This is a genomic window from Kineococcus anabasis, from assembly GCF_054590795.1.
Window position 1 is genome coordinate 427,149 of record NZ_BAAIHU010000007.1, and the last position, 24,143, is coordinate 451,291.

20 protein-coding genes and 1 pseudogene are annotated in these 24,143 nt (G+C 77.2%); 11 read left to right on the top strand and 10 right to left on the bottom strand.

Annotation, left to right across the window (positions count from 1 at the left end):
• Window positions 1-22 precede the first annotated feature (22 nt).
• Both ACYQBY_RS12755 and ACYQBY_RS12760 read right to left on the bottom strand, forming a co-directional pair.
• The gene (locus tag ACYQBY_RS12755; protein ID WP_459644223.1) at window positions 23-469 is read right to left on the bottom strand and encodes an SRPBCC family protein; all 447 of its coding nucleotides are present in this window, start codon (window positions 467-469) and stop codon (window positions 23-25) included.
• A 23-nt stretch (window positions 470-492) separates the two neighbouring features.
• Complete coding sequence (locus ACYQBY_RS12760) at window positions 493-897, bottom strand: RidA family protein (RefSeq protein ID WP_459644224.1); 405 nt, start codon at window positions 895-897, stop codon at window positions 493-495.
• Window positions 898-959: 62 nt separating this feature from the next.
• Here ACYQBY_RS12760 and ACYQBY_RS12765 point away from each other — a divergent pair, with 62 nt between their 5' ends.
• Both ACYQBY_RS12765 and ACYQBY_RS12770 read left to right on the top strand, forming a co-directional pair.
• Complete coding sequence (locus ACYQBY_RS12765) at window positions 960-1,931, top strand: helix-turn-helix transcriptional regulator (protein WP_459644225.1); 972 nt, start codon at window positions 960-962, stop codon at window positions 1,929-1,931.
• 168 nt (window positions 1,932-2,099) lie between these two features.
• Complete coding sequence (locus ACYQBY_RS12770; protein ID WP_459644226.1) at window positions 2,100-3,137, top strand: polysaccharide deacetylase family protein; 1,038 nt, start codon at window positions 2,100-2,102, stop codon at window positions 3,135-3,137.
• A 256-nt stretch (window positions 3,138-3,393) separates the two neighbouring features.
• Here the strand turns inward: ACYQBY_RS12770 and ACYQBY_RS12775 are convergent, their stop codons facing one another.
• Window positions 3,394-4,263: an endonuclease domain-containing protein gene (locus ACYQBY_RS12775; RefSeq protein ID WP_459644227.1), complete on the bottom strand. Its 870-nt coding sequence runs from the start codon at window positions 4,261-4,263 to the stop codon at window positions 3,394-3,396.
• 363 nt (window positions 4,264-4,626) lie between these two features.
• Window positions 4,627-5,913 carry a serine--tRNA ligase gene (serS, locus tag ACYQBY_RS12780; RefSeq protein WP_459644228.1) on the bottom strand — a complete coding sequence of 429 codons (1,287 nt, stop codon included), beginning with the start codon at window positions 5,911-5,913 and terminating at the stop codon, window positions 4,627-4,629.
• 136 nt (window positions 5,914-6,049) lie between these two features.
• On the opposite strand from serS, the gene ACYQBY_RS12785 reads away from it, so the two are divergent.
• On the top strand, window positions 6,050-7,129 hold the full coding sequence (locus ACYQBY_RS12785; RefSeq protein WP_459644229.1) for a diacylglycerol/lipid kinase family protein: 1,080 nt from the start codon (window positions 6,050-6,052) through the stop codon (window positions 7,127-7,129).
• Between the two features lie 23 nt (window positions 7,130-7,152).
• Here ACYQBY_RS12785 and ACYQBY_RS12790 read toward each other — a convergent pair whose 3' ends face one another.
• Window positions 7,153-7,620, bottom strand: coding sequence for a DUF6194 family protein (locus ACYQBY_RS12790; RefSeq protein ID WP_459644230.1), 468 nt, complete (start codon window positions 7,618-7,620; stop codon window positions 7,153-7,155).
• A gap of 85 nt (window positions 7,621-7,705) precedes the next feature.
• On the opposite strand from ACYQBY_RS12790, the gene ACYQBY_RS12795 reads away from it, so the two are divergent.
• A complete protein-coding gene (locus tag ACYQBY_RS12795; RefSeq protein WP_459644231.1) occupies window positions 7,706-8,377 on the top strand; it encodes a MerR family transcriptional regulator in 672 nt (223 codons plus the stop codon).
• Between the two features lie 33 nt (window positions 8,378-8,410).
• Here ACYQBY_RS12795 and pheA read toward each other — a convergent pair whose 3' ends face one another.
• Window positions 8,411-9,409: a prephenate dehydratase gene (gene pheA / locus ACYQBY_RS12800; RefSeq protein ID WP_459644232.1), complete on the bottom strand. Its 999-nt coding sequence runs from the start codon at window positions 9,407-9,409 to the stop codon at window positions 8,411-8,413.
• A 116-nt stretch (window positions 9,410-9,525) separates the two neighbouring features.
• Between pheA and ACYQBY_RS12805 the strand changes: the two genes are divergently transcribed.
• On the top strand, window positions 9,526-10,758 hold the full coding sequence (locus ACYQBY_RS12805; RefSeq protein ID WP_459644233.1) for a YibE/F family protein: 1,233 nt from the start codon (window positions 9,526-9,528) through the stop codon (window positions 10,756-10,758).
• 21 nt (window positions 10,759-10,779) lie between these two features.
• Here the strand turns inward: ACYQBY_RS12805 and ACYQBY_RS12810 are convergent, their stop codons facing one another.
• Window positions 10,780-11,688, bottom strand: coding sequence for an alpha/beta fold hydrolase (locus ACYQBY_RS12810; protein WP_459644234.1), 909 nt, complete (start codon window positions 11,686-11,688; stop codon window positions 10,780-10,782).
• A gap of 81 nt (window positions 11,689-11,769) precedes the next feature.
• On the bottom strand, window positions 11,770-13,236 hold the full coding sequence (cls, locus tag ACYQBY_RS12815; protein ID WP_459644235.1) for a cardiolipin synthase: 1,467 nt from the start codon (window positions 13,234-13,236) through the stop codon (window positions 11,770-11,772).
• Between the two features lie 179 nt (window positions 13,237-13,415).
• Here cls and larB point away from each other — a divergent pair, with 179 nt between their 5' ends.
• The gene (gene larB, locus ACYQBY_RS12820; protein WP_459644398.1) at window positions 13,416-14,135 is read left to right on the top strand and encodes a nickel pincer cofactor biosynthesis protein LarB; all 720 of its coding nucleotides are present in this window, start codon (window positions 13,416-13,418) and stop codon (window positions 14,133-14,135) included.
• On the top strand, window positions 14,132-15,340 hold the full coding sequence (gene larC, locus ACYQBY_RS12825) for a nickel pincer cofactor biosynthesis protein LarC (protein ID WP_459644236.1): 1,209 nt from the start codon (window positions 14,132-14,134) through the stop codon (window positions 15,338-15,340). The genes larB and larC overlap by 4 nt, the downstream gene beginning before the upstream one ends.
• Before the next feature lie 108 nt (window positions 15,341-15,448).
• Here larC and ACYQBY_RS12830 read toward each other — a convergent pair whose 3' ends face one another.
• Entirely contained in the window at window positions 15,449-15,757 is a 309-nt protein-coding gene (locus tag ACYQBY_RS12830) for a WhiB family transcriptional regulator (protein ID WP_459644237.1), read from the bottom strand.
• 70 nt (window positions 15,758-15,827) lie between these two features.
• Entirely contained in the window at window positions 15,828-17,102 is a 1,275-nt protein-coding gene (locus ACYQBY_RS12835) for a glycosyltransferase 87 family protein (protein ID WP_459644238.1), read from the bottom strand.
• Window positions 17,103-17,194: 92 nt separating this feature from the next.
• Here ACYQBY_RS12835 and ACYQBY_RS12840 point away from each other — a divergent pair, with 92 nt between their 5' ends.
• The 4 genes and pseudogenes from ACYQBY_RS12840 to ACYQBY_RS12855 all read left to right on the top strand — a co-directional run bounded on the left by ACYQBY_RS12840 (window position 17,195) and on the right by ACYQBY_RS12855 (window position 24,138).
• Entirely contained in the window at window positions 17,195-19,459 is a 2,265-nt protein-coding gene (locus ACYQBY_RS12840; RefSeq protein WP_459644239.1) for a hypothetical protein, read from the top strand.
• A 188-nt stretch (window positions 19,460-19,647) separates the two neighbouring features.
• Complete coding sequence (locus ACYQBY_RS12845; RefSeq protein WP_459644240.1) at window positions 19,648-19,926, top strand: DUF1490 family protein; 279 nt, start codon at window positions 19,648-19,650, stop codon at window positions 19,924-19,926.
• Between the two features lie 170 nt (window positions 19,927-20,096).
• Window positions 20,097-22,295, top strand: a pseudogene (locus ACYQBY_RS12850) (heavy metal translocating P-type ATPase); the annotation flags it as partial.
• 724 nt (window positions 22,296-23,019) lie between these two features.
• Complete coding sequence (locus tag ACYQBY_RS12855) at window positions 23,020-24,138, top strand: metal ABC transporter solute-binding protein, Zn/Mn family (RefSeq protein WP_459644241.1); 1,119 nt, start codon at window positions 23,020-23,022, stop codon at window positions 24,136-24,138.
• Window positions 24,139-24,143 lie beyond the last annotated feature (5 nt).

Consider the following 24,143-nt stretch of genomic DNA (forward strand, 5'->3'; position numbering starts at 1 on the left):
GCGCCGGGCGGGTCCGGACCCGTCAGCCCGGTGCGGCCGCGTCCAGGGCCGCGACCACCGACCCCAGCACCGCCCGCCAGTGGGCCCGCTGCCGGGCGCGCTCGGCGGCGTCGGCGAGGCGGTCCTGGTGGAAGCGCAGGACGGTCCGGCCCGCACCGGCCGCGCGCACCGTCACCTGCACGGTGCTGTCGTGGTCCCAGCCCTCCGGCCGCCACGTCAGGCGGATGCGGTCGTGGTCGTGCAGGCTGCGGACCTCCCCGGCCGTGCCGTCCGCGGTCCGGTACGCCCGGCCCCTGCCGTCGAGGACGTCCACGCCGTGCCCGAGCCACACCGCGCGGCCGGCGGGGGAGGTGAGGAAACCCCACACCTCCTCGACGGGGTGGTCCACGGTCCTCGAGACACCGATCTGCCAGCCGGCGTCCTGGGTGAGACCCACGGGAGCGGCGGCACCCCCGCCGTCCCGGCTCACGTCGACACCCCCGCCGTCCCGGCTCACCGGAGCACCGCCGCGACGGCGGAGACCTCGACGAGCGCACCGGGCAGGGCCAGGCCGGCCACGCGGGCGACGGTGACGAGGGGCGGGTCGGTGTCCGGGTCGAGCGCGCGGGCGACCACGGCGTACGCGGCGCCGAGGTCGACGCCGTCGACGACGAGGACGTTCCAGGTGACGACGTCGGCGAGGCCGGCGCCGGCGGCGGCCAGGGCGGTGCGGAGGTTCTCCACCACCCGCGCCGTCTGGGCGGCGACGTCGTCCCCGCCGACGAGGGCGCCGGTGGCGTCGACGGCGTCCTGCCCGCCGACGTGGATCGTCGTCGCGCCGGGCGGGACGACGGTGACGTGGCTGAAGGCGGGACTGCGGACGAGTCCCTCAGGGCGGAGTCTCGTGATCGTGTCCATGCCCGCACGCTAGCGGCGAACCCGGTCCGTTCCTGTCCGGGTTCGCGGGGAGACTTGCCCGGGTGAGCAGCGCGACGGGACGGCGGCTGGAGGTCCTGGCCGTCCTCCAGGCCCGCCCCGGCACCACCGCCGGGGAGCTGGCGCGGCGCCTCGGCGTCACCGAGCGCACCGCCCGCCGCGACGTCGCGCACCTGCGGGACCTCGGCTACCGGATCGACTCCGAGCCGGGCCGCTCCGGCGGGTACACCCTCGCGGCCGGCTCGGCCGTGCCGCCGCTGGTGCTGGACGCCGACGAGGCGCTGGCCGTCGCCGTGGGCCTGCGCGCGACGACCGGGGTGGCGGACCTCGGGCCCGCCGCCGTCACGGCGCTCGCCAAGCTCACGGGAGGGCTGCCCCGGCGGCTGCGCCCCCGCCTGGAGGCGCTGGCCGCCACCGAGACGCCGGCCGCGGGGACCGAGGGCGGGGACCCGCGCGCCGCCGACCCGGACGTCCTCGTGACGCTCGCGCTCGCCTGCCGCGCGGGCGAGGCGGTCCGCCTGCGCACCCGCCGGCAAGGGACAGGCGCCGGCGGGGCCCGCGACGTGCAACCGCACCGCCTCGTCCTCACCGCCGGCCGCTGGTACCTCGTGGCGTGCACGCGCGGGGAGCCGTCCTGGCGGGTGCACGCCCTGGACCGGATCGGCGGCGCGCTCCCGCTGGGCACCCGGTTCCCGGTCCCGCCGCCACCGCGGGACGCCCCGGCGTTCGTCACGGAGACGCTGGCGCAGGGCCCGTGGCGCCACCGGGTCCGGGTGCGGCTGTTCACCTCCGGGGACCTGGCCCGGCGGCTCGTGCCCGCCACGGTGGGGCGCGTGGAGGACGACGGCGACGACGAGTGCGTCCTCACCCTCGGCACCGACGACCTGGACTGGGCCGCCCGCTGGCTGGTGCAGCGCAACGTGGACTTCGACGTGCTCGAACCCCCCGAGCTGGCCGACCGCCTCGCCGGCCTGGGTCGCTGGCTCGCGCAGCGCTACGGACGCCCGGGCTCCTGACAGCACCGCCGCGGCCGGAACTATTGCGGAAATCTTCCGGAAAGGACAGGGTTCCCCTGTGCCGCACCCGCGGCACCGCCGGGCCCGCGGACCTCGACGACGAGCGGCCCCGTCCCGGCCGTCCCCCGTGGCCCGGTGCCCCGGCCACGCCCCTGCGAAGGAGCAGACGTGTTCGAACAGTTCAGGGCAAGGGTCCGCCGTCGACCGGCCGTGCGCAGGGCCACCGTCCTCGCCGCGGCCGGCGCGCTGGCGGCGGGCGTCGTCCTCCCCGCCGCCGTCCCCGACGCGGCCACCCCCGCGGCGGCCGCGACGTGCACCGGGTACGTCGCCCTCACCTTCGACGACGGGCCCATCGCCGGCAGCACCGACGCGCTGCTCACCGCGCTGCGCAGCGCCGGCGCCCGCGCCACCCTGTTCAACACCGGGCAGAACGCCGCGGCCAACCCCTCCCTCGTGCGCGCGCAGGTCGGCGCCGGGATGTGGGTCGGGAACCACAGCTACACCCACCCGGACATGACGAGGCTCAGCTCCTCGCAGATGGCGTCGGAGATCTCCCGCACCCAGACGGCGATCCAGAACGCCGGCGCGCCCGCACCGAAGCTGTTCCGCCCGCCGTACGGGGCGACCAACGCGACGCTGAGGTCGGTGGAGCAGCAGCACGGCCTGCGCGAGGTCCTGTGGGACGTCGACTCCCAGGACTGGAACGGCGCGGGCACCGCCCAGATCGTCGCCGCCGCCGACCGCCTCACCGCCGGGCAGGTCATGCTCCTGCACGACGGCTACCGCACCACCGTCGACGCCATCCCCCAGATCGTCCGGAACCTCGGCACCCGCGGCCTGTGCGCCGGGATGATCTCCCCCTCCACGGGTCGCGCCGTGGCACCGGACTCTGTGCCGAGCCCGACGCCCACCACGTCGCCCGGCCCGACGGCGGGCACCTGCTCCGCGGCGTACACCACCTCGGCGACGTACGGGGACCGGTACAACGGCTCCGTCACGGTCAGCGGCACGAACTCCTGGGTCGCCACCGTGCGGCTCACCTCCCCGCAGAAGGTGTCCTCCGTCTGGAACGGCACCGCGAGCTGGGACAGCTCCGGCTACGTGATGACCGTGCGGCCCAACGGCAGCGGCAACACCTTCGGGTTCACCGTCATGCACAACGGCAACTCCACCGCCCGACCCGCGGTGAGCTGCGCGGCGGGCTGACGCACGACGGCTGCACCCGGAGGAGGGCGGGTCCGGGCGCACCGGAGCCCGCCCTCCTCCGGGTCCTGGCGCGGACCCGCCACCCCACCCCGCCCATCTCCAGGTCTGGGCGGAAGGTGGACCTCCCATTCCCGCCCATCTCCGGGTTTCGGCGGGAGGTGAGCCTCCCATTCCCGCTCATCTCCGGATTTCGGCGGGAGAGGAGCCTCCCATTCCCGCCCATCTCCGGGTTTGGGCGCGGACCCGGTCGCGTCGGTCAGCCTGCCGCCCGGCGCACGGCGCTGCGGACCGAGGCCACGACCTCCTCCAAGTTCGACAGCATCGAGGACGTGACGTGCACGACCTCCCACCCCGCCTCCCGCAGCTCGCCCAGCCGGCGCCGGTCGACCTCCAACTGCTCCCGCAGCGCGTGCCAGCCGCCGTCGTACTCGATCGCCACCCGCCGTCCCACCACCCCGAGATCCACCCGGGCGACGACCCTGCCGCCGTTCCGGACGACGACCTGCGGTGTGACGGGGATCCCCGCGAGCACGCACACCACTCGCAGGACCGACTCCGGCCGCGACTCGGCCCTCGGGTCGCACAGCTCGGCCGCACGGCGAGCCCACCGGACACCCGGGTCCCGCAGCGCGTCGAGGTACCGCCGCAGGGCCTGCACGTCCACCAACCCGGCCCGCACGACGGCATCGAGGGAGGCGACCGCATCCGGCAGCGGGGCACGGGACGTCAGGTCGAACGCCATGCGCAGCGACGGGGCGAGGCACGTCGTCGACCACGGCTCGCCCCGCGGCACCCGCGTCGCCCGCCTCGCCGTGATCCCCGTGGGCAGCTCGCGGGAGGTGCCCTCGGGGACGAGGACCTCCACCGGGTCGTCCCGGCGTGCCAGCGGGACCCCGAGGACCGTCGCAGCGGAGCGCCCGGTGATCATCGCCGCCGGGGGCAGCAGCAGGCCGATGGCCTCACAGCGCAGCTCGTGGGTCAGCGAGGTGCCGGGGCGCGCGTAGACGCCTCGGACGACCCGCTGCACCGCCGAGCTGCGCAGCTGGGACCTGGTCAGCGCCCCGTGGGCGACGGCGTCGGCGCCGCGGAAGAGCCGGGGCAGTTCGTCGATCAGGTAGGTGTGCACAGCGCAGGGTCGATCCCGGACGGCGCGCACGTGTCGCGACGGCAGCGCCCCCGTGGACGAACCACGCCCCCGGAGCCCTGTGGATCCCTCGCCGCCACCACCGCCTGACCGCGCGAACCCGGAGATGGGCGAGCAGGGAGTGCTCGGTTCCCGCCCAAACCTGGAGAAGGGCGGGGTGGGAGTGCCCGGTGCGCGCGCAAACCCGGAGATGGGCGGGCTTAGGGCCCACTCATCACGCCCGAACCCGGAGATGGGCGGGGTAAGGCGCAGCGGACAGGGGGGCCGAGCGCCGGCCCCGGCCCCGGGGCCCCGGCCCCGGGGCCTCCGCCCGGGGCCTCCGCCCGAGGCCCCGGCCCCGCGGCCTCAGCCTGCGGGCGTCAGCACGTCCAGGCCGAGGAACGGCCGCAGCGCCTGCGGGACCCGCACCGACCCGTCCGGCTGCTGGTGGTTCTCCAGGACCGCCACCAGCCAGCGCGTCGTGGCCAGGGTCCCGTTGAGCGTCGCCACCGGCCGGGTTCCCGCCGCGGTGCCGTCTTCACCGGTCACGCGCTCGCGGACGTTCAGCCGGCGCGCCTGGAACGTCGTGCAGTTCGACGTCGACGACAGCTCCCGGTACGCCTCCTGCGACGGGATCCACGCCTCGCAGTCGTACTTGCGCGCCGCGGACGAGCCGAGGTCCCCCGCCGCGGTGTCGATGACCCGGTACGGCACCTCGATCGCGGCGAGCATCTCCTCCTCCCACGCCAGCAGCCGGCCGTGCTCGGCGGCGGCGTCCTCGGCGCGGCAGAAGGAGAACATCTCCACCTTGTGGAACTGGTGCACGCGGATGATGCCGCGGGTGTCCTTGCCGTAGGAGCCGGCCTCGCGGCGGTAGCAGGCCGACCAGCCGGCGTAGCGCCGGGGACCCGCGGACAGGTCGAGGATCTCCTCGGCGTGGTACCCGGCGAGCGCGACCTCCGACGTGCCCGTCAGGTACAGGTCGTCGGCCTCCAGGCGGTAGATCTCCTCGGCGTGCGCGCCGAGGAACCCGGTGCCGGCCATGACCTCCGGTTTCACCAGCGTCGGGGTGATCATCGGGGTGAACCCGGCGGCCACGGCGCGTGCGACGGCGAGGTTCAGCAGCGCCAGCTCCAGGCGGGCGCCGACGCCGGTGAGGAAGTAGAACCGCGAGCCGCTGACCTTCGCGCCGCGGGCCATGTCGATCGCGCCGAGGGACTCGCCCAGCTCCAGGTGGTCGCGCCAGCGCTCCAGGCCCTCCGGCAGCGGCGGCCGGTCGCCCACCTCGCGCAGCACCACGTAGTCGTCCTCGCCGCCGGCGGGGACACCGTCCTCCACGACGTTCGGGACGGTGCGCAGGAGCTGCTCGAACTCCGTGCCCGCCGCGTCGGAGGCGGCCTGCGCGGCCTTGACCCGCTCGGAGAGCTCCTTCACCTCCGCCAGCAGGGCCTGCTTCTCCTCGCCCTTCGCCCTCGCGACGTCCTTGCCGCGGGACTTCTGCTCCGCCCGCAGCCGCTCGAACTCGGCGATGGACTCCCGGCGGCGCACGTCCGCGGCGAGCACCGCGTCCACGACGGCCTCGTCCTCGCCGCGGGCGCGCTGGCTGGCGCGGACGGCGTCCGGGTTGTCCCTCAGCAGGCGCAGGTCGATCACGCGACGACCCTACCGAGCGGCCGGCTCCGCGGCAGTCGGGTTCCGGCGGCCCCGGCGACCCCGACGCCGTGGCCCGGCTGCCGCGGGCCACGGCCTCCGCCGGGCGCACCCCTGCCACGCCGGTACCGTCGTCGTCGTGATCGCAGTCGGCCCTGGTGCGGACCTGACGCTCCTCGGCCTCCTCGTCCTCGCGGCGGTGGTGCTGCTGGTGGGCGTGGCCGACGCGCGCCCGCGCCCCCCGCGGCCCTCCCCGCTGCCCCTGCCGCCGCCGCCGCCCGGGCCGCGGCGGCAGGCCGCGGTCGTCGTGAACCCCACGAAGTTCCCCCTCGGCCTCGACGCCCTGCGCACGGACTTCGAGGCCGCCTTCGCCGCGCGCGGGTGGGAGCCGCCGCTGTGGCTGGAGACGACCGCCGAGGACACCGGCCGCGGGCAGACCCGCACCGCCCTGGCGGCGGGGGTGGAGATCGTCCTGGCCTGCGGGGGTGACGGCACGGTGCGCGCGGTGGGCGGGGTGCTGGCCGGCTCGGGGGTGCCGCTGGGGCTGCTGCCGGCGGGCACGGGCAACCTGCTGGCCCGCAACCTCGAGCTGCCCTTCGCGGACCTGACGAGGGCGCTGGAGATCACGTTCACCGGCGGGGACCACCCGATCGACGTGGGGCGGCTGCTGGTGGACCGCAGCGGCCGCGACCGCGACCCCGACGAGGAGGTGTTCCTCGTGATGGCCGGGATGGGTTTCGACGCGGCGGTCATGGCGGGGGCGGAGGAGGACCTCAAGGCCCGCATCGGCCCCGCCGCCTACGTGCTGTCGGGCCTGCGGGCGCTGCGGGGCCCGCAGACGAAGATCCGCATCCAGGTGGACGGGCGGCTGCCGAAGACCCGGCGCATGCGCGCCGTGATCGTCGGCAACTGCGGGCGGCTGCTGGGCGGGATCACGCTGATGCCCGAGGCCCGGGTGGACGACGGCTGGCTGGACGCGGTGGTGCTCTCCCCGCGGGGGATCGTCTCGTGGGCCGCGGTGACGTGGCGGGTGGTGACCGGGGCGCGGCGCGGGCACCCGCGGGTGGAGCACCTGCGCTGCCGCCGCCTCCAGGTGGTCAGCGCCTCCCCCACGGAGGCGCAGGTGGACGGCGACCCGGTCGGCGGGGCGCGCCGCCTCGTGGCGCAGGTGGACCCGGGGGCGCTGCTGGTGCGGCTGCCCGGGCCGCCGCCGGCCTGAGAGGGCCCCGCGCGCGGCGGGTCTCAGCGCGCGGCGCGCCCCTCGTGGCGCAGCCGCGCCAGCCGGTGCGCGGTGGCGAGCAGGTCCCGCGTCGCGGCCGCCGACCGCTCCGCGGGGTTCACCACGCAGACCCACCCGAGCCGTGCGTATGCCGGGTGCGGCAGCACGACGTCCCGCCGGCAGGGGTCGGTCCCGGCCGGGGGCGCCTCCCGCGGGCCGTGGCCGCAGTGCGCCGCGAAGGCCTCCGCGCCGGCGTGGACGTTGACCCGGTAGATCCCCGGGGCGTCCAGGCCGCAGGCGGGCTCGCCGGGGTAGTCCTTGGTCACGACCGTGGCGAACGGCTGCCCGGCGCCGGGTAGCCGGCCGTCGGGGGAGAACCAGAAGAACGTGTCCCCCCACGCGATCGGCGGGCTGCCGTCCCCCGCGGTGGGGCGCTGGACCACGACGTCCCCCAGCGACCTGACGTACCCGATGAGCTCCTCCTCGTCCATGCTTCGAGTGTGGGCTTCACGCGCTCGTGGAGGGTTGCACCGCTCCGCCGTGCTCCCCGGCCGCGCCGAGCCTGCACGGGCCGTCGTGCGGACCGGTGACGTGGCCCGCCTGGCCGGGTGTTCCGTGCAGCAGGTGCGCAGGCTGGAGCGCACCGGCGTGCTGCCGCCGGCGGGGCGCACGCCGTCCGGCTACCGGGTCCACACCGGGGTGCACGTGCGGTCCGCGCTGGCGTACCGGGCGCTGGCGGAGGCGGCCGGCCCCGCGGAGGCCGCGGACGTCCTGCGCGCCGTCCGGGACCGGCCGGTCGCCGAGGTGCTGGGCCTGCTCGACGCCGCGCACGCCCGCCTCGACGCCGAGCGGCGCCTGCTCGCCGCCGCCCGGTCGGCCGCGGCGTCGATCGGCGCGGAGCCGGTGCTCGACGAGCGCCCGGAGGACTCGATGACCGTCTCCGAGCTCGCCGGCGCGCTGGGCGTGCGGACCTCCACGCTGCGGCACTGGGACGCCGCGGGACTGCTCGCGCCCGGCCGCGACGGGCGGGGCCACCGCCGCTACGGCCCCGCGCAGGTGCGCGACGCCCGGGTCGTGCAGCAGCTGCGGCTCGCGGGCCACGGCGTGGAGGCGCTGCGGGAGCTGGTGCCGCACCTGCGGCTCGGCGGCGACCTCCCCTCCGTGCTCGCCGCCCGCGACCGGAGCACCACGTCCCGCTCGCGGGCCCTGCTGCGCGCCTGCGCCCACCTGGACGACCTCCTCGGGTGAGGGCGTCCCGGCCGGACCCGGTCGCGCGGCGGCTCAGCCGGAGCGGCCGGCCCGCACCCGGCGCAGCCACTCCTCCGCCGCGGCGAAGGACTCCTCCACCGGCCCGGGGCCGGTGGACGGCGCCCGGCCGTCGGCGCGGGGGTAGCTGCCGAGGAACCGCACGCCCTCGCAGACGCGGTGCAGCCCCATCAGGGCCTCCCCGACGCGCGACTCCGCGACGTGCCCCTCGCAGTCGATGGAGAAGCAGTAGCGGCCCAGGGCGTCACCGGTGGGGCGGGACTCGATGCGGGAGAGGTTCACCCCGCGGGTCACGAACTGCTCCAGCACCTCCACCAGCGCGCCGGGGTGGTCGTGGCGCAGGAACGCCACGAGCGACGTCTTGTCCGCGCCGGTCGGGGCGGGCAGCGTGCGGTGGGCGCCGTCGGCCGAGGGCCGGCCGAGCAGCACGAAGCGGGTCTGGGCGCCCCGGGTGTCGCCGATGTCCTCGGCGAGGACGTCCAGGCCGAAGCGCTCCGCGGCGATGGGCGCGCACACCGCCGCGTCGTAGGCGGGTTCCTCCCCCACGCCGAGGTCCGCGAGGCCCGCGGCCGCGGCGGCGGTGGACAGGGCGGGCAGGTAGCGCACACCCGGCACGTTCGCCTCCAGCCAGCGGCGGACCTGCGCGTAGCCGTGGGAGTGGGTGCTCACCGTCCGCACGCCGGCCAGCGTGGTGCCCGGCCGGGCGGCGAGGACGAACGTGACGGGCAGCACGACCTCCCCGACGACGAGGAGGGGCTCCCCGGCGGCGAGGCCGTCGAGGGTCGCGGACACCCCGCCCTCCACGGAGTTCTCGATGGGCACGACCCCCACGTCGGCGGCGCCGGAGCGGACGGCCGCCATGACGGCGTCCACGCTCGGGTAGGGGTCGGCGGGGGCGGTCCCCACCGGCACGACGGTGCGCAGCGCCGCCTCGGTGAACGTGCCGACGGGGCCGAAGAAGGCGTACCGCAGGGGCTCGTCGGGGAGGGGGGCGGGCGTCGCGGGAGTCGGCACGGGGGACGAGGCTAGCCGCACCCGCGGCGCGGTCCGCGGGGTTCCACGGCCGGCGGAGCGGCCCGCCGGGGCGCGGCACGGGCACGTCCGGCGCCGCGGGCGGGATCATGCGGTGCATGGGAGCCGGTCACGGGGAGGGTCCGCCCGCGCTGCGGGTGCCGCGGGGTGTGCGCTGGGTGCTGGGGGTCCTGGTGGTGCTGCTGGTCGCGGCGGCCACCGCCGGGGTGGTCGCCACCTGGCCCGGCGAGGACCGCGGGCGCGCGGGGGCGCAGGCCGCGACGGCGTACGTCGGGGAGCGGCTCGTGCACGGGCGGGTGGAGCAGGTGCGGCAGGAGCAGTGCACCGGCACCACGGAGGACCGCCTCCCCGACGGGGAGGTGCCGGCCGTCGTGGACTGCCCGCAGGCCCGCGTCCGCCTCACCGACGGCCCCGGCGCGGGCGGCACCGTGGAGGTCCCCGTCCCCGGGCTCGTCGTGCGGGGCGGGCTGGGCGCCGGGGACGCCGTGACCCTGGCCCTCTACCCCGCCGCCGACGGGCAGCCGGCCGTCCACGCCTGGGAGGACTTCGACCGCCGCCTGCCCCTGGGCGTGGTCCTCGGCGTGTTCGCGCTGCTGACCGTCGCCGTCGCCGGCCGCCGGGGCCTGGCGGCGCTGGCCGGGCTCGGCCTCGGCGGGGCCGCGGTGCTGGGGTACGTGGTGCCGTCGCTGCTGGCGGGGCACTCCCCCGCGGTGGTCGCGCTCAGCGCCGCCACCGCCGTGATGTGCGTCGTGCTGTACCTGACCCACGGCGTCTCGGCCCGCACCACGGCCGCCTACCTCGGCACCGTCGCCGGGGTGGCGCTGACGGCGCTGCTGGCGGGCGCGGCGGTGTCGGCGACGCAGCTGCGCGGCCTGGGCGACGAGGACTCGTACACGGTGTCCCTGCTGGCGGGCGGGGTGGACCTGCGGGGCTTCGTGCTGGCGGGGATCATCATCGCGGCGCTGGGCAGCCTCAACGACGTGACCATCACGCAGGCCTCCGCGGTGTGGGAGGTCCGCGCCCACGACCCGCGGGCGACGTTCGGGGTGCTGGTGCGCAGCGGGATGCGCGTCGGGCGGGACCACCTCGCCTCCACCGTCTACACCGTGGCCTTCGCCTACGCGGGCGCGGCGCTGCCGACGCTGCTGCTGATCCACCTGTACGGCCGGCCGCTGGGGCAGGTGCTCACGTCCGGGGCGATCGCCGAGGAGGTGGTGCGCACCGCCGTCGCGGGTGCCGCGCTGGCGCTGGCGGTGCCGTTCACCACGGCGCTGGCCGCGGCGGCCGTGGCGCGGGCCGCCACCCCGGCCGGGGACGTGGAGGACACCTGACCCGGCGCCCGGCCCGCCGGATCAGGCGCCGTCCACCTCCGCGGTGAAGGCGCAGACCGCGTCCGCGAGGGGCCCGGTGACCCGGCCGCTCAGGGCGTGCCCCATCCCGGGGACGGTCACCAGGCGGGCCGAGCCGATCGCGGCGGCCAGGTGCTGCGCGTGCGGCGGCGGGTTCACCGGGTCCAGCGGCGCCTCGACGACCAGCACCGGGACGCGCACCCCCGCCAGCTCCGCCGCCCGGTCCAGCCCCGACGGGTCCGCCAGGGCGTGCGCGGACGGGGAGCGCCAGGTCCCGGCGTGCTCCGCGACCCGCCGCTCCAGGGCGCGGAACTCCTCCGCGTCGAACCCCGGCCCGGCGCCGTCCAGGAGGCGCCAGTGCTCCACGCGCCAGGCCAGCTCCTGCTCCTCGTCCCGCTCGACGCCCAGCTCCCCCCACATCGCGAGGAGCCGGGGATCCGGCCCGGGCAGGCCGTCGGCACCCGGACCGGCCGGGTTCGCCAGACCTGCCCCGAGCGCCGAGGTGGCGAGGACCGTGGCGCTGCGCAGGCGGTCGGGGAAGTCCAGGAGCAGCAGCTGCACGAGGGTGCCGCCCATCGACATGCCCACCGCGTGGGCGCGCTCGACACCCAGGGCGTCGAGCACCGCGACGGCGTCGGCGGCCAGGTCCCGGATCGCGTAGGGCTCGCGGACGCGGCTGGAGCGGCCGGTGTCGCGGTGGTCGTAGCGCACCACGCGGTGCCGCCGGGCGAGGGCGTCGAGGAGGGGTTCCGGCCACGTCGCCGCGCTGGCGTTGGCGCCCATGACGAGCAGCAGCACGGGTGCGCCGGGGTCACCGCGCTCGGCGGCCCACAGCTCCACGCCCGGTGCCGCGCGGACGGTGTGCTCGGTCTCCCGGTGCCCGGTCCGCTGGTGCCCGGTCTCCTGTGCCACGCCCCGAGCATCGCCGCACCGGCACCGCGGCGTCCACCGCGTTCCGGCCGCGCGCGCCCGGTGCGGCCGGCCGCGCCCGGCTCACTGCAGCGCGGACGTCAGCCGGGCCACGTTCTCCAGCAGCTGGTGGCGGCGGGGCCGCTGCAGCCACTCCTTGAGGAACAGCTCGGTGCTGCGGGCGCGGTACCCGTCGCTGATGCGGCGCAGGTCCTCCACGAAGGCCCGCCCGCACACCATCACCGACACCTCCAGGTCGAGGATGAAGGAGCGGATGTCCATGTTGCTGGAGCCCACCACCGCCACCTCGTCGTCGATGACGAGGTGCTTGTCGTGCAGCACGTACGGCGCGGGGTAGCGGAAGATGCGCACCCCGGCGCGCAGGAGGCCCTCGTAGTACGAGCGCTGGGCGTGGTGCACGAGGACCTGGTCCCCGATCTCGGAGACGTACATCTCCACCTCCACGCCCCGCTGCGCCGCGGTGGTGATGGCGAAGAGCATCGACTCGTCGGGCACGAAGTACGGGCTGACGATGGAGATGCGCCGCTGCGCGCTGTACAGCAGGGCGTTGAAGAGGCGGAGGTTGTTCTCCCCCTCGAAACCCGGGCCGCTGGGCACGACCTGGCACTGCAGCGACGCGGGCCCGGCGGGCAGGGTCACCGGCTCGATCTCCTGCTCCAGGAGCTCGTCGGTCTCGCTGTACCAGTCGGTGAGGAACAGGGCGTCGACACCGGAGACGACCGGGCCCTCCATCCGCACCATGAGGTCCTGCCACTGCAGGCCCCGGCGCCGGTTGCCGCGGTGGTTGTAGCTGCGGTCGACCATGTTCTGGGAACCGACCCAGGCGACCTCCGCGTCGACGACGAGGAGCTTGCGGTGGTTGCGCAGGTCCGGTCGCTGGTAGCGGCCCCGGTGCAGCTGCACGGGCAGCATCGGGCGCCACTGCACGCCGATCTCGTCGAGGTGGCGGATCGTGCGGCGGTACCCGGGCATGCGCAGGGACCCGATGTGGTCGAACAGGACGCGGACCACCACGCCGCGGCGCACCGCGTCGGCGAGGGCCTCGAAGAACGGTTCCGTCGTGGTGTCGCGGGCGAGGATGTAGAACTCCGCGTGCACGTAGCGCCGGGCGGAGCGGACCTCGTCGGCCATCGCCCGGATCGCGGCGTCGTAGTCGTCGACGATCTCGGCGCGGTTGCCGCCGACGAGCGGCATGGACCCGAGGTTGCGGTTGAGCTGCACGATGCTCGGCAGCCACGGCGGCCACGGGTGGTCGTCGGCGACGAGGTCCATGCCGCGCGTGGCGTCGAGGATGAGGCGGTTGATCTCCCGCTGCTTGCGGCGCCGGCCCCTGGGCAGCTTGGGGTCGCCGATGAACAGGAACAGCAGCGCCCCGAGGTAGGGGAGGAAGAAGATGGCCAGCAGCCAGGCCATCGCGGAGGACGGGCGCCGGTTCACGGGCACCACGGCGACCGCGACGGTGCGGATGACGACGTCGACGGCGATGACCAGGCCCGGCAGGAGCAGTGTCAGGACCCAGTTCTCGGTCACGTCGTGGTTCCCCGTCCTCCCGTCCGCGGCAGCACCGCGCTGCGCGGCCCGTCGAGCGTGCCACGTCGGCTCCTGCCGCCGCACCCGAGCCCACCCCCGCGGCGCAGCGGCGCGGGCCGCGGCACCTGTCCGGCCCAGCGACCCCGCGCTCCCGCCGCCCGTCTAGAGTCCGGCGGGTGGTGGACGACCCGGCCTCCGGACCCGTGCGCGAGCCGGGTGGGCACGACCTCGGCTTCGCCCGGCTGGACACCGACCGCGCGCGGCGCACCGGGGACCCGGAGGTGGTGTACGGGCCGGGCAAGACCCCGGGGCAGGTGGTGCACCTGCTGGGGACGCTGGCCGCCGCGCACCCGGACCGCGCGGTGCTGGCCACGCGGCTGGAGGCCGCCGCCGCGGAGGCGGTGCGCGCGGAGCTGCCCGCCGCGGTGGTGGACCCGCTCGCCCGCACCGCGGTGCTGGGACCGCTGCCGGAGCCGGCGGGGCGGGTGCTGGTCGTGGCGGCGGGCACGTCGGACGGGCCCGTCGCCGCGGAGGCCGCCCTGACGGCGCGGGTGCACGGCGCGGGGGTCCGGCGCATCGACGACGTGGGCGTGGCGGGGCTGCACCGCCTGCTCGCGGTGCGGGAGGAGCTGGCGGCCGCGGACTGCCTGGTGGTGGTGGCGGGGATGGAGGGCGCCCTGCCCAGCGTCGTCGGGGGCCTGGTGGGGGTTCCGCTGGTGGCGGTGCCGACGTCGACCGGGTACGGCACGGGCGCGGGTGGGCTGGCGGCGCTGCTGGCGATGCTGAACTCCTGCGCGCCGGGGGTGGTGGTCGTCAACGTGGACAACGGGTTCGGCGCGGGCGTGCACGCGGCTCGGGTGGCGCGGGCGGCGGGCACCGCCCCGGGGGAGCGGCGGTGATCGGCTGGCTGCACTGCGCGTCCGGGGCGAGCGGCGACATGGTGCTCGGCGCGCTCGTGGCGTGCGGGGTGCCGCTGGAGGTGCTGGCGCAGGCGGTGGACGCCGTGGCGCCGGAGCCGGTGCGCCTGCGCGCGGAGGAGGTGCGGCGGGCGGGCCTGGCCGCGACCCGCGTGCACGTGGAGGCGGCGGAGTCCCCCGTGCACCGCACGTGGGCGGACGTGCGGGCGCTGCTGGAGGCGGCGCCGCTGCCGGGGGCGGTGGCGGTGCGGGCGCACGGGGTGTTCGCGCGGCTGGCGGCGGCGGAGGCGCGGGTGCACGGCACGAGCCCGGAGGAGGTGCACTTCCACGAGGTGGGCGCGCTGGACGCGGTCGCCGACGTGGTGGGGGCCTGCGCGGGGTTCGTGCACCTGGGCCTGGACGCGGTGCACGTCTCGGCGGTGGCCCTCGGCGGCGGGACGGTGCGCGCCGCGCACGGGCGGCTGCCGGTGCCGGGGCCCGCGGTGGTGGAGCTGCTGCTGGGCTCGCCCACGTACGGCGGGCCGGTGGAGGTGGAGCTGACGACGCCGACGGGCGCGGCGCTGCTCGCGGCGCACGCGGACGCGTGGGGACCGCAGCCGCCGATGCGCGTGGCGCGGCAGGGCTGCGGCGCGGGGGGCCGGGACCTGCCCGGTCAGCCGAACGTGCTGCGCCTGCTCGTGGGGGAGGCGCAGGGCGGGCCGGCCGGGCGTCTCCCGCCGGGCGAGGACGCGGTGCTGCTCCCGGGCGAGGACGCGGTGCTGCTGGAGACGAACGTCGACGACCTGGACCCGAGGCTGTGGCCGGGGGTGCTGGCGGCGCTGCTGGCGGCGGGCGCGGCGGACGCGTGGCTGACGCCGGTGCTGATGAAGAAGGGCCGGCCCGCCCACACGCTGGGGGTGCTGGTGGACCCGGCGTCGGTGGAGGCGGCGGTGGACGTGGTGCTGGGCTCGACGAGCGCGATCGGGCTGCGCTCCGCGCCGGTGCGCAAGCACCCGCTGCCGCGGCGCTGGGTGGGCGTGGAGGTGGACGGGCAGCCGGTGCGGGTGAAGCTGGCCGAGCGGGACGGGCGCGTGCTCACCGCACAGCCGGAGTTCGAGGACGTGGCGGCGGCGGCGCGGGCCCTGGGGGTGCCGGAGCGGCACGTGCTGGCGCGGGCGACGGCGGCGGCGCGCGACCTGCTGCCCTGAGGGCCGCGCCCGGCACCGGGGCCCGGAACGCGGGAAGGACCCTCTCCGTCGTCGCGGTGGCAGCCGCGGCGAAGGAGGGGGTCCTTCCCGGAGAGGGGTGGGGGCCGGTCAGCCGGCGCGGCGGGTGAGGCGCTCCTCGCGGCGGCGCGCGGACCACATCCGCTCGCGGTCCTCCTCGGTGAGTGCGCCCCAGACCCCGTAGGGCTCGCGGTACTTCAGGACGTGCTCGCGGCACGCGTCGAGAACGGGGCAGCGGTTGCAGACCGCGACGGCCTCGGCGTCCCGGCGCTGGCGCGCGGCGCCGCGCTCCAGCTCGGGGTGGAAGAACACCTCGGGGTCCGCGGAGCGGCAGGCCCCGCGCAGTTGCCACTCCCACTGGTCGCTCGTGGGCCGCAGCTGTCGGGACAGGTCGGGCACGTTCATCACCCCTTCGGTTCGGCGTCGGGCTCCTAGTGCCCCAGCGTCACGCAACTTAAACGCAAAGTCACTAGCTGAGTGCTCCCAGTGACGCATTGGTCGAAACCGTTCGGTCCTGGTGATCTCTGTGCTCGCCCCGCACCAGCCGGTGCATCGCCCACAGCGCCGCCACCGTCCACAGCAGGTCCCCGTTCTGCACCAGCCGGGCCAGCACCACCGGCACCTCCGGCCGCGCCACGAGGTTCGCCCCCCACCACGGCCACGGGCACCACAGCAGGACCGCCCCCACCGCCGCCACGACCACCCGGCGGCGCACCAGCCCCGCACCCACCAGCGCCCCCAGCGCCACCACCCCCCAGTGCACGTGGTGCAGCCACGACACCGGCGAGACCAGCACCGCCACCAGCCCGCACGCGGCGACCTCCCCCACCCGCGAGCCCTCCAGGTACATCCGCCGCGCCACCGCGAACCCCAGCACGGCCGCCACCGCCACGAGCACCAGCCACACCGCCTGCGTCGCCCCCGGCGACAGGTACAGGCGCAGCACCATCCCCCGCAGCGACTGGTTCGAGGACCCCGCGTTCGGGCCCAGCCGCTCCGAGGAGAACAGCGCGTCCGTCCAGAACGTCAGCGACGCCTCCGGCGCCAGCAGGAACGTGGCGAGGGTGACACCCGCCGCCGCGGCCACCGCGTTGCGCAGCTCCCGCCACTGCCGCGTCACCGCGAAGTGCACCAGGAACACCCCCGGCGTCAGCTTGATCGCCACCGCGACGCCCACCAGCACACCGCGCGGCCACGACAGGCGCCCCACCCGCCCGCGCGCCACGTCCAGCAGGCACAGCCCGATGAGCAGGGCGTTCACCTGCCCGAACCGGATGCCCTCCCCCACCGGGGAGAACCACACGGCGACCGCGCACACCGCGCCCTGCGCCAGCGCGGCGCGCTCCCCCGCCCGCGCCAGCAGCGGCCGGAACGCGATGCCCACCGTGAACCACAGCAGCGCCAGCTGCAGCGCCGTCCACAGCCACCCGAGCACCCCGAACGGCACCAGCGCCAGCGGCACCGCCAGCACCGCCGAGAACGTCGGGTACGTGAAGGGCAGCAGCTGCGGCACCTCCGTCTCGTAGGCGTACACCGGCCGGCCCGTCAGGAGGCTGCGGCCCGCCTCCCGGTACACCTCCAGGTCCACCTGCCACTGGTCCTCGGGGTAGGCGACGAGGTAGTGGTGCACCACCGGCGCGGCCGCCAGGAGGAACAGCAGCAGCCCCGCCCACAGCCAGCGCCCGCGCGCCGCGGTGGCACCCGCCGCGGCGGCGCCCGTCCCGGTCCCTCGTGTCCTGGTCACCGCGGGATTCTCCTCGAGACCTCGACAGCACCCACCCCGCCACCGCCGCTCCGCGGCCCGGCGCCGCGCGGGGCGCCACCTAGCCTGACTGCGTGCCCTCGCGACCGCCCGCGCCGCTCGCCCGCCTGCTGACGGCCGCGCTGGCCCTCCTCGCCGTGCTCCTGCCCACCGCCCTGCTGCCCGGCGCCCTGCCGCCCGCCGCCGCCGCGCCCGCGGACCGGCCCGTCGTCCTCGTCGGCTTCGCGGGCGTGCGCTGGGCCGACGTCGACGCCCGCCGCACCCCCGCCCTGCACGGCCTCGTGCCCGGCGGCGCCATCGGCACGGTCGCCGTCCGCAGCGTCTTCACCGCCGCCTGCCCCGTCGACGGCTGGCTGGGCCTGTCCGCCGGGCGCCGCGCCACCGGCTTCGCCGGCGACTCCGCCGGGCACCGCACCGCCCCCTGCGCCGACGTCGTCCCCGCCGTGAACGGGTACCAGCCCGACGTGCCGGAGTACCGGCGGATCGCCGCGGCCGGCACCTTCAGCGCGCAGCCGGGCCTGCTCGGCCAGGTCCTGCAGCGCGGGGAGGTCGCCGCGGCCGCCCTCGGCCCCGGGGCGGCCCTCGCGCTGGCCGACCCCACCGGCCTCACCCCCGACGTCACCGGTCCCGGCCCCGCCGCCACCACCCCCGACGCGCTCGCCGGGGCCGTGCGCGCCGAGCTGGCCGCTGGCACCCGCCTGCTCGTCGTCGACGCCGGCGTGGTGCGCGACCCCGCCGACCTGCCCCGGGACGAGGAGCCCCCGGCCGCGTCCCTCGCCGAGCAGGTCGCCGCCGTCGACGCCCGGGTGGGCGCGGTGCTCGACGCCGTCCGCGAGCAGGCCCCCGGCGCCACGGTGCTCACCGTCTCCCTCGCCGACGCCGGCCGCACCGCCCACCTGCAGTTCGCCGCCGCCACCGGGCCGGCACCGCAGGGCGGCTACGCCGAGGCGCTGCTGGGCAGCCGCTCCACCCGCCAGGACGGCATCGTCCAGACCACCGACCTGACGCCCACCCTGCTCGCCCTCACCCTGGGGCCGGACTGGGCGCAGGCCGCGCCGGAGCTGACCCGCACCCTCGTGGGCTCCCCCGTGAACCCGCAGCCGGGCTCACCGCAGAGCTCCGCCGGGCGCCTGCGCAAGGTCCTCGACCTCGACCTCGCGGCGCAGGCCGTCCAGCCCCTGGTGCCGCCGTTCTTCACCGCCCTGGTCACCGCGCAGATCGTGTTGTACGCCGCCGCGACCCTCGTGGTGCGCCGCCGCTGGGGGGGCCGGCTCGGGCGCCGGCGGGTGCTGGCGTGGATGCGGCGGGTCGCCGTGGTGTGCGGCACCGTGCCCGCCGCGACGTTCCTCGCCAACCTCCTGCCGTGGTGGCGCGCCGGCGACGGCACCGCGGCCCACCTGGTGGCGGTGTCGGCAGCCGTGGCCCTGTTCGTCACCGGGCTCTCGGCGCTGGCGCTGGCCGGGCCCTGGCGCCGGGACCCCCTCGGGCCGGTGGCCGTCGTCGGCGCCGCCACCGCGGTCCTGCTCGCGGTGGACGTGGCGACGGGCACGCGGCTCAGCACCTCCAGCCTCATCGGCCTGCAGCCCGTCGTCGCGGGCCGCTTCTACGGCCTCGGCAACACCCAGTTCGCCCTGTTCGCCACCGGCTCCCTGCTGCTCACCACGGCCCTGGCCGACCGGCTGCTGCGGGACGGGCGGCGCCGGGCGGCCGTGCTCGCCGTCGCCGTGCTCGGCGTCGTCGCGACCTACGTCGACGGGGTCGTGGGCAGCGACTTCGGCGGGCCGCCCGCGATCCTGCCCGCCTTCGCGCTGCTCGCGCTGCTCGTGGCGGGGGTGCGGGTGTCCTGGGCGCGGGCGGTGGCGATCGGCGCGGGCACCGTGCTCGTCCTGACCCTGATCTCCGTCGTGGACTGGCTGGGGCCCGCCGAGGACCGCACCCACCTGGGCCGCTTCGTGCAGACCGTCCTCGACGGCGGGGCCTGGCAGGTCGTGCAGCGCAAGGCCCTGCAGAACCTCTCCATCCTCGTCGGCTCGACGCTGACGCTGGTGCTGCCGTTCGCGGCGGCGTTCGTGGCGTTCGTGCTGATGCGCCCCTCCGCGCTCGGCGTGCGCGCGCTGCAGCGCGCCTACGACCGGCACCCGGCGCTGCGGCCCGGCTGCACCGCGCTGCTGGTGCTGTTCGCCATCGGGTTCGCCGTCAACGACTCCGGCACGACCGTGCCCGCGGTGGGGGCCATGCTGGCGCTGCCGCTGCTCATCGCGGCGTCGGTGCGGACCCTGGAGCTGGAGGAGCCCGCCGCGGGCGGCACCGCCCCCGGCCCGGCGCCCACCGCGGGCTGAGGGGCCCGCACACCGCGCGGGGACGGCTCCCGTGGCGCCCCGTCGGCCGGCCGTCACGCACGGTCCCACGTGTGGTGCAGGCCACCCGTCCGGCCGGTCGGCGGCCCGCGCGACCGCGCCACACCGGCCCCACCGGGGTGCGACCCTGGTGGTGCACAGCACCGCTCCGCACCACCCTGGAGGTTCCCGTGGTCCCCGTCGTCGCTCCCCTCGGCCATCTCCTCGCCACGGCCGCGGTCTCCGCCGGGCTCGTCAAGGCCCTCGGGGACGGGCGTGGGCCCGCCGCGCTGCGCCGCGTCGCCGTGGGCGCCACCAAGGTCGGCATCCGCGCCGCGCGCGTGGCCGAGACCGGCGTGGAGCGCACCCGCCTCGCCGCCGGTGACGTCGTGGCCCAGGCCTACGACGAGCTGGGCGAGCAGGTCCCGGTCCGCACCCCCGCCGCCGGCGGGCACGACCACCAGCACTGACGGCTCCCGGCCGCCCACCCGCACCGACGGCCCCCGGCCGCCCACCCGCACCGACGGCCCCGGCCACGCCCACCCCGACCGGCGGCCGGACGCCCACCCCACCGTCCACGCAGGCCCCGCCGCCCCCGCCCGAGCGGGCGGCGGCCGGGCCGTGCCCGCCAGGAGCACCCGTGCCCGAGCCCACCCCCGCACCCGCCCCGCACGAGGAGCCGGCGCACACCGTCCGGACCGTCGCACACGCCGGGGGCAGGGCCCGCTTCGAGGTGCCGTGGCTGCGGCGCTCCGCCGCCCGTGCCGTCGCGGCCGAGGCCGCGCTCGACGCCGCACCCGGGGTGCGGGCCGTGCGGGCGCACCCGGTGACCGGCAACGTCGTCGTCCACTTCGACCCGGACCTCACCGACGCCGCGCGCCTCGCCGCCGCGCTGGAGGCCGCCGTGGCCGCCACGGACCTGGCCGCCGACGCGGAGGCGCCGCGCCCGCCGCGCTCCGCCGACGTCCACAACGGCGAGGTGGCCCGCATCGGAGTCGGCGGCCTCGCGCTGCTGCTGCTCGGCGTGCGCCGCTACGCCTTCGGCCGCCCGCCCCTGCTGGGCCCCACGTCCCGGCTGGTCGCGACCGGTGTGACCGTCTTCTCCGGCTACCCGTTCCTCAAGGGTGCGTTCGGCGCCCTCGTGGGGCGGCGCTCGGCGGGCACCGACGCCCTCGTCAGCGCCGCCACCGTCGCCAGCCTCCTGCTGCGCGAGAACGTCGTCGCCCTCACCGTGCTGTGGCTGCTCAACATCGGCGAGTACCTCCAGGACCTCACCCTGCGCCGCACGCGCCGGGCCATCTCCGAGCTGCTGTCCGGCAGCGAGACGGAGGCGTGGGTGCAGCGCACCGGGCGCGACGGCACCGTCGTGGAGGAGAAGGTGGACCTGTCCGCCCTCGCCGTCGGCGACCTCGTCGTCGTCCACGACCACTCCACCGTCCCCGTCGACGGGGAGGTCGTCGAGGGCGAGGCCGTCGTGGACCAGGCCGCCCTGACCGGCGAGAACATCCCCGTGCAGCGCCGCGCCGGGGACCCGGTGCTGGCCGGCAGCGTGAACCTGCGCGGCCGCCTCGTGGTGCGCGCCACCGCCACCGGCTCCGACACCGCCGTGGGCCGGATCATCTCCCGCGTCGAGCACGCCCAGGCCGACCGCGCCCCCGTGCAGACCGTGGGCGACGCGTTCAGCCGCCGCTTCGTCCCCGCCTCCTTCACGCTGGCGTTCCTCACCTGGGTCCTCACTCGGGACGTGCGCCGCGCGATGACGATGCTGCTCATCGCCTGCCCGTGCGCGGTGGGCCTGGCGACGCCGACCGCCATCAGCGCGGCCATCGGCAACGGCGCCCGCCGCGGCATCCTCATGAAGGGCGGCTCCCACCTGGAGGCCGCCGGCCGCGTCGACGCGTTCGTGTTCGACAAGACGGGAACCCTCACCGTCGGGCGCCCGGTCGTCACGAACGTCGTGTCGTTCCGCGACGACTGGACCCCGGAGCAGGTCCTCGCGGAGGCCGCGAACTCCGAGGTGCACTCCCGCCACCCCCTGGCGCAGGCCGTCATCCGCTCCACGGAGGAGCGCCACATCCTCATCCCCACCCACGAGGAGTGCGAGGTCCTGCTCGGCCTGGGCATGCGCGTCCTGGCCAGCGGGCGGGTCCTGCTGCTGGGCAGCCCCGGCCTGATGGACCGCGAGGGCGTGGAGGTGGACGAGCAGGCCCGCGGCTGGGTGTCCCGCCTGCAGTCGGCGGCGGAGACCCCCCTGCTGCTCGCGGTCGACGGGGTGCTCACCGGCCTGGTGAGCCTGCGCGACGAGGTCCGCCCGGAGTCCCGCGAGGTCCTGGACACGCTGCGCCGCACCGGCGTCCGGCGCATCGTGATGCTGACCGGCGACCACCCCGACACCGCGCGCGCCGTCGCGGCGGAGCTGGGGATCGACGAGTGGCGCGCGCAGGTCATGCCGGAGGACAAGCAGGACGTCGTGCGGGAGCTGAAGGAGCAGGGGTACGTCGTCGCGGTCGTCGGCGACGGCACGAACGACGCCCCGGCCCTGGCGCTGGCCGACCTGGGCATCGCGATGGGCCTGTCCGGCACGGACGTGGCGGTGGAGACGGCGGACGTGGCGCTGGTGGGCGACGACCTGCGCCGGGTGCTGCACCTGCGCGACCTCGGGGCCCGCACGCTGCGGCTGGTCCGGCAGAACTACGGCGCCTCCATCGCGGTGAACGGCGTGGGCCTGGCCCTCGGCGCGGCCGGCTCGCTGTCGCCGGTGCTGGCGGCGATCGCGCACAACGCCTCGTCGGTGTTCGTGGCGCTGAACTCGGCCCGGCTGATCCGCTACCAGCTCCCCGCGGGGCGCCCGGCCGCGCGGGAGCTGCCCGTGGAGGCGGCCCCCGCCGCGGTGGAGCCGCTGGAGCGGCACGACCCGGTGGTGCGGCACACGGCGGTCGAGGCCGCGCCCGAGGCGGTGGCCGCGGTCCACGAGGCGGCGCCCGGGGCGGTGGCCGCGGCCCGCGAGGCGGTGGCCGCGGCCCATGAGGCGGCGCCCGCACCGGTGGCCGGGGCGGGGACGGCGCCCGGGGCCGCACCCGCGGACCTGCGCGACGCGGCGGCGTTCGAGCTGGCGCGCCGCACCGGCCTGACCCGTGCGGAGCTCGCCGCGCTGGACGTGGTGGACGTCACCGTGGAGGACGCCGGGCTGCGGGTGCGGCTCCGGCGGGAGACCGGGCCGGCGGAGGAGCTGCGGGTCGCGGCCGCGGAACCGGCCGGGCAGCCGGCGGTGGCCGCCGTGCAGGCCTGGCGGGCGCACCTCGCGGCCGGCGGCCACGGCTCCGGTGCCCTCTTCCCGGCGCTCACGGCGGGCGGCCGGGTGCGCACGGCCGCCGGGGAGAACGCCCGGCTGTCCCCGGCGGTCCTGCGGCGCGCGGTGCTGCGCGCGGCAGCGGCGGCGGGTGCGCAGCCGCCGGCCGAGGGGCGCACCGGTGGGCGGGCGGAGGAGTGAGAAGGGGGGTCCGGCACGGGGTGCCACGAACTATGCTGATGGTAATGATTTCCGATCTTGTGAGGTTGGTCCCATGACCGCGGCACCCCGTCCCCCCCGCACGCGCCGCACGGCCGCCGTCGCGCTCGCCCTCGGCGGAACCCTCCTGCTGGGCGCCTGCGGCGGGTCCGGGTCGACCCCGGGGACGGCGGCGGGCGGCTCCTCCGCGCCGGCGGAGCGCCTCTCCGTCGTGGCGTCCACGAACGTGTACGGCGACATCGCGCAGACCATCGCCGGGGACGCCGCCGAGGTCGTCTCGATCATCAGCGACCCGGCCCAGGACCCGCACTCCTACGAGGCCACCACCCGCGACCAGCTGGCCCTCAAGCGCGCCGCCGTCGTGGTCCAGAACGGCGGCGGGTACGACCCGTTCGTCGACACGATGCTCGAGTCGGTCGGCACCGAGGGCAAGGCGGTCATCACCGCGGTCGAGCTGTTCGACGGCGGCGAGCACGCCGGCGAGGCCCCCGCCGCCGAGGAGCCCGGCCACGAGGAGCCCGGCCACGAGGAGCCCGGCCACGAGGAGCCCGGCCACGAGGAGCCCGGCCACGAGGAGCCCGGCCACGAGGAGCCCGGCCACGCCGAGGAGCCCGGCCACGCCGAGGACGAGCACGGCCACGGGCACGGCGGGGTCAACGAGCACGTCTGGTACCACCTCGACACCGTCCACCACGTCGCCGAGGAGCTCGTCGAGGCCCTCTCGAAGGCCTCCCCCGCCGACGCCGCCACGTTCGAGGCCAACGGCCGGGAGCTGACCGAGCGCCTCGAGGAGCTGGAGCAGCGGCAGGAGGAGCTGCGCGGGCGGGTCCAGGGCAGGGCCGTCGCCGTGACCGAGCCGCTGCCCGTGCACATGCTCGCCGCCCTCGGCCTGGAGGACCGCACCCCGGCGGAGTTCGGCGAGGCGATGGAGGAGGGCAACGACGTCGCCCCCGCCGTCCTGCAGGAGACCCTCGTGCTCGTCCGCGACCGGCAGGTCCAGGCGCTCGTGTACAACGAGCAGACCTCCGGCGCGCAGACCGAGCAGGTGCAGGAGGCGGCACGCGCGGCGGGGGTGCCGGTCGTGCCCGTCACCGAGACGCTCCCGGAGGGCAGGGACTACACGACGTGGATGGGCGAGACCCTCGACGCCCTCGGCAAGGCCCTCGCCCCGTGAGCGCC

What these genes read in the sequence shown, in the direction of transcription:
- ACYQBY_RS12760 (WP_459644224.1), bottom strand. Translation starts at nt 897, where the DNA reads ATGGACACGATCACGAGACTCCGCCCTGAGGGACTCGTCCGCAGTCCC.
- ACYQBY_RS12790 (WP_459644230.1), bottom strand. Translation starts at nt 7,620, where the DNA reads ATGGACGAGGAGGAGCTCATCGGGTACGTCAGGTCGCTGGGGGACGTC.
- ACYQBY_RS12805 (WP_459644233.1), top strand. Translation starts at nt 9,526, where the DNA reads ATGGGAGCCGGTCACGGGGAGGGTCCGCCCGCGCTGCGGGTGCCGCGG.
- ACYQBY_RS12855 (WP_459644241.1), top strand. Translation starts at nt 23,020, where the DNA reads ATGACCGCGGCACCCCGTCCCCCCCGCACGCGCCGCACGGCCGCCGTC.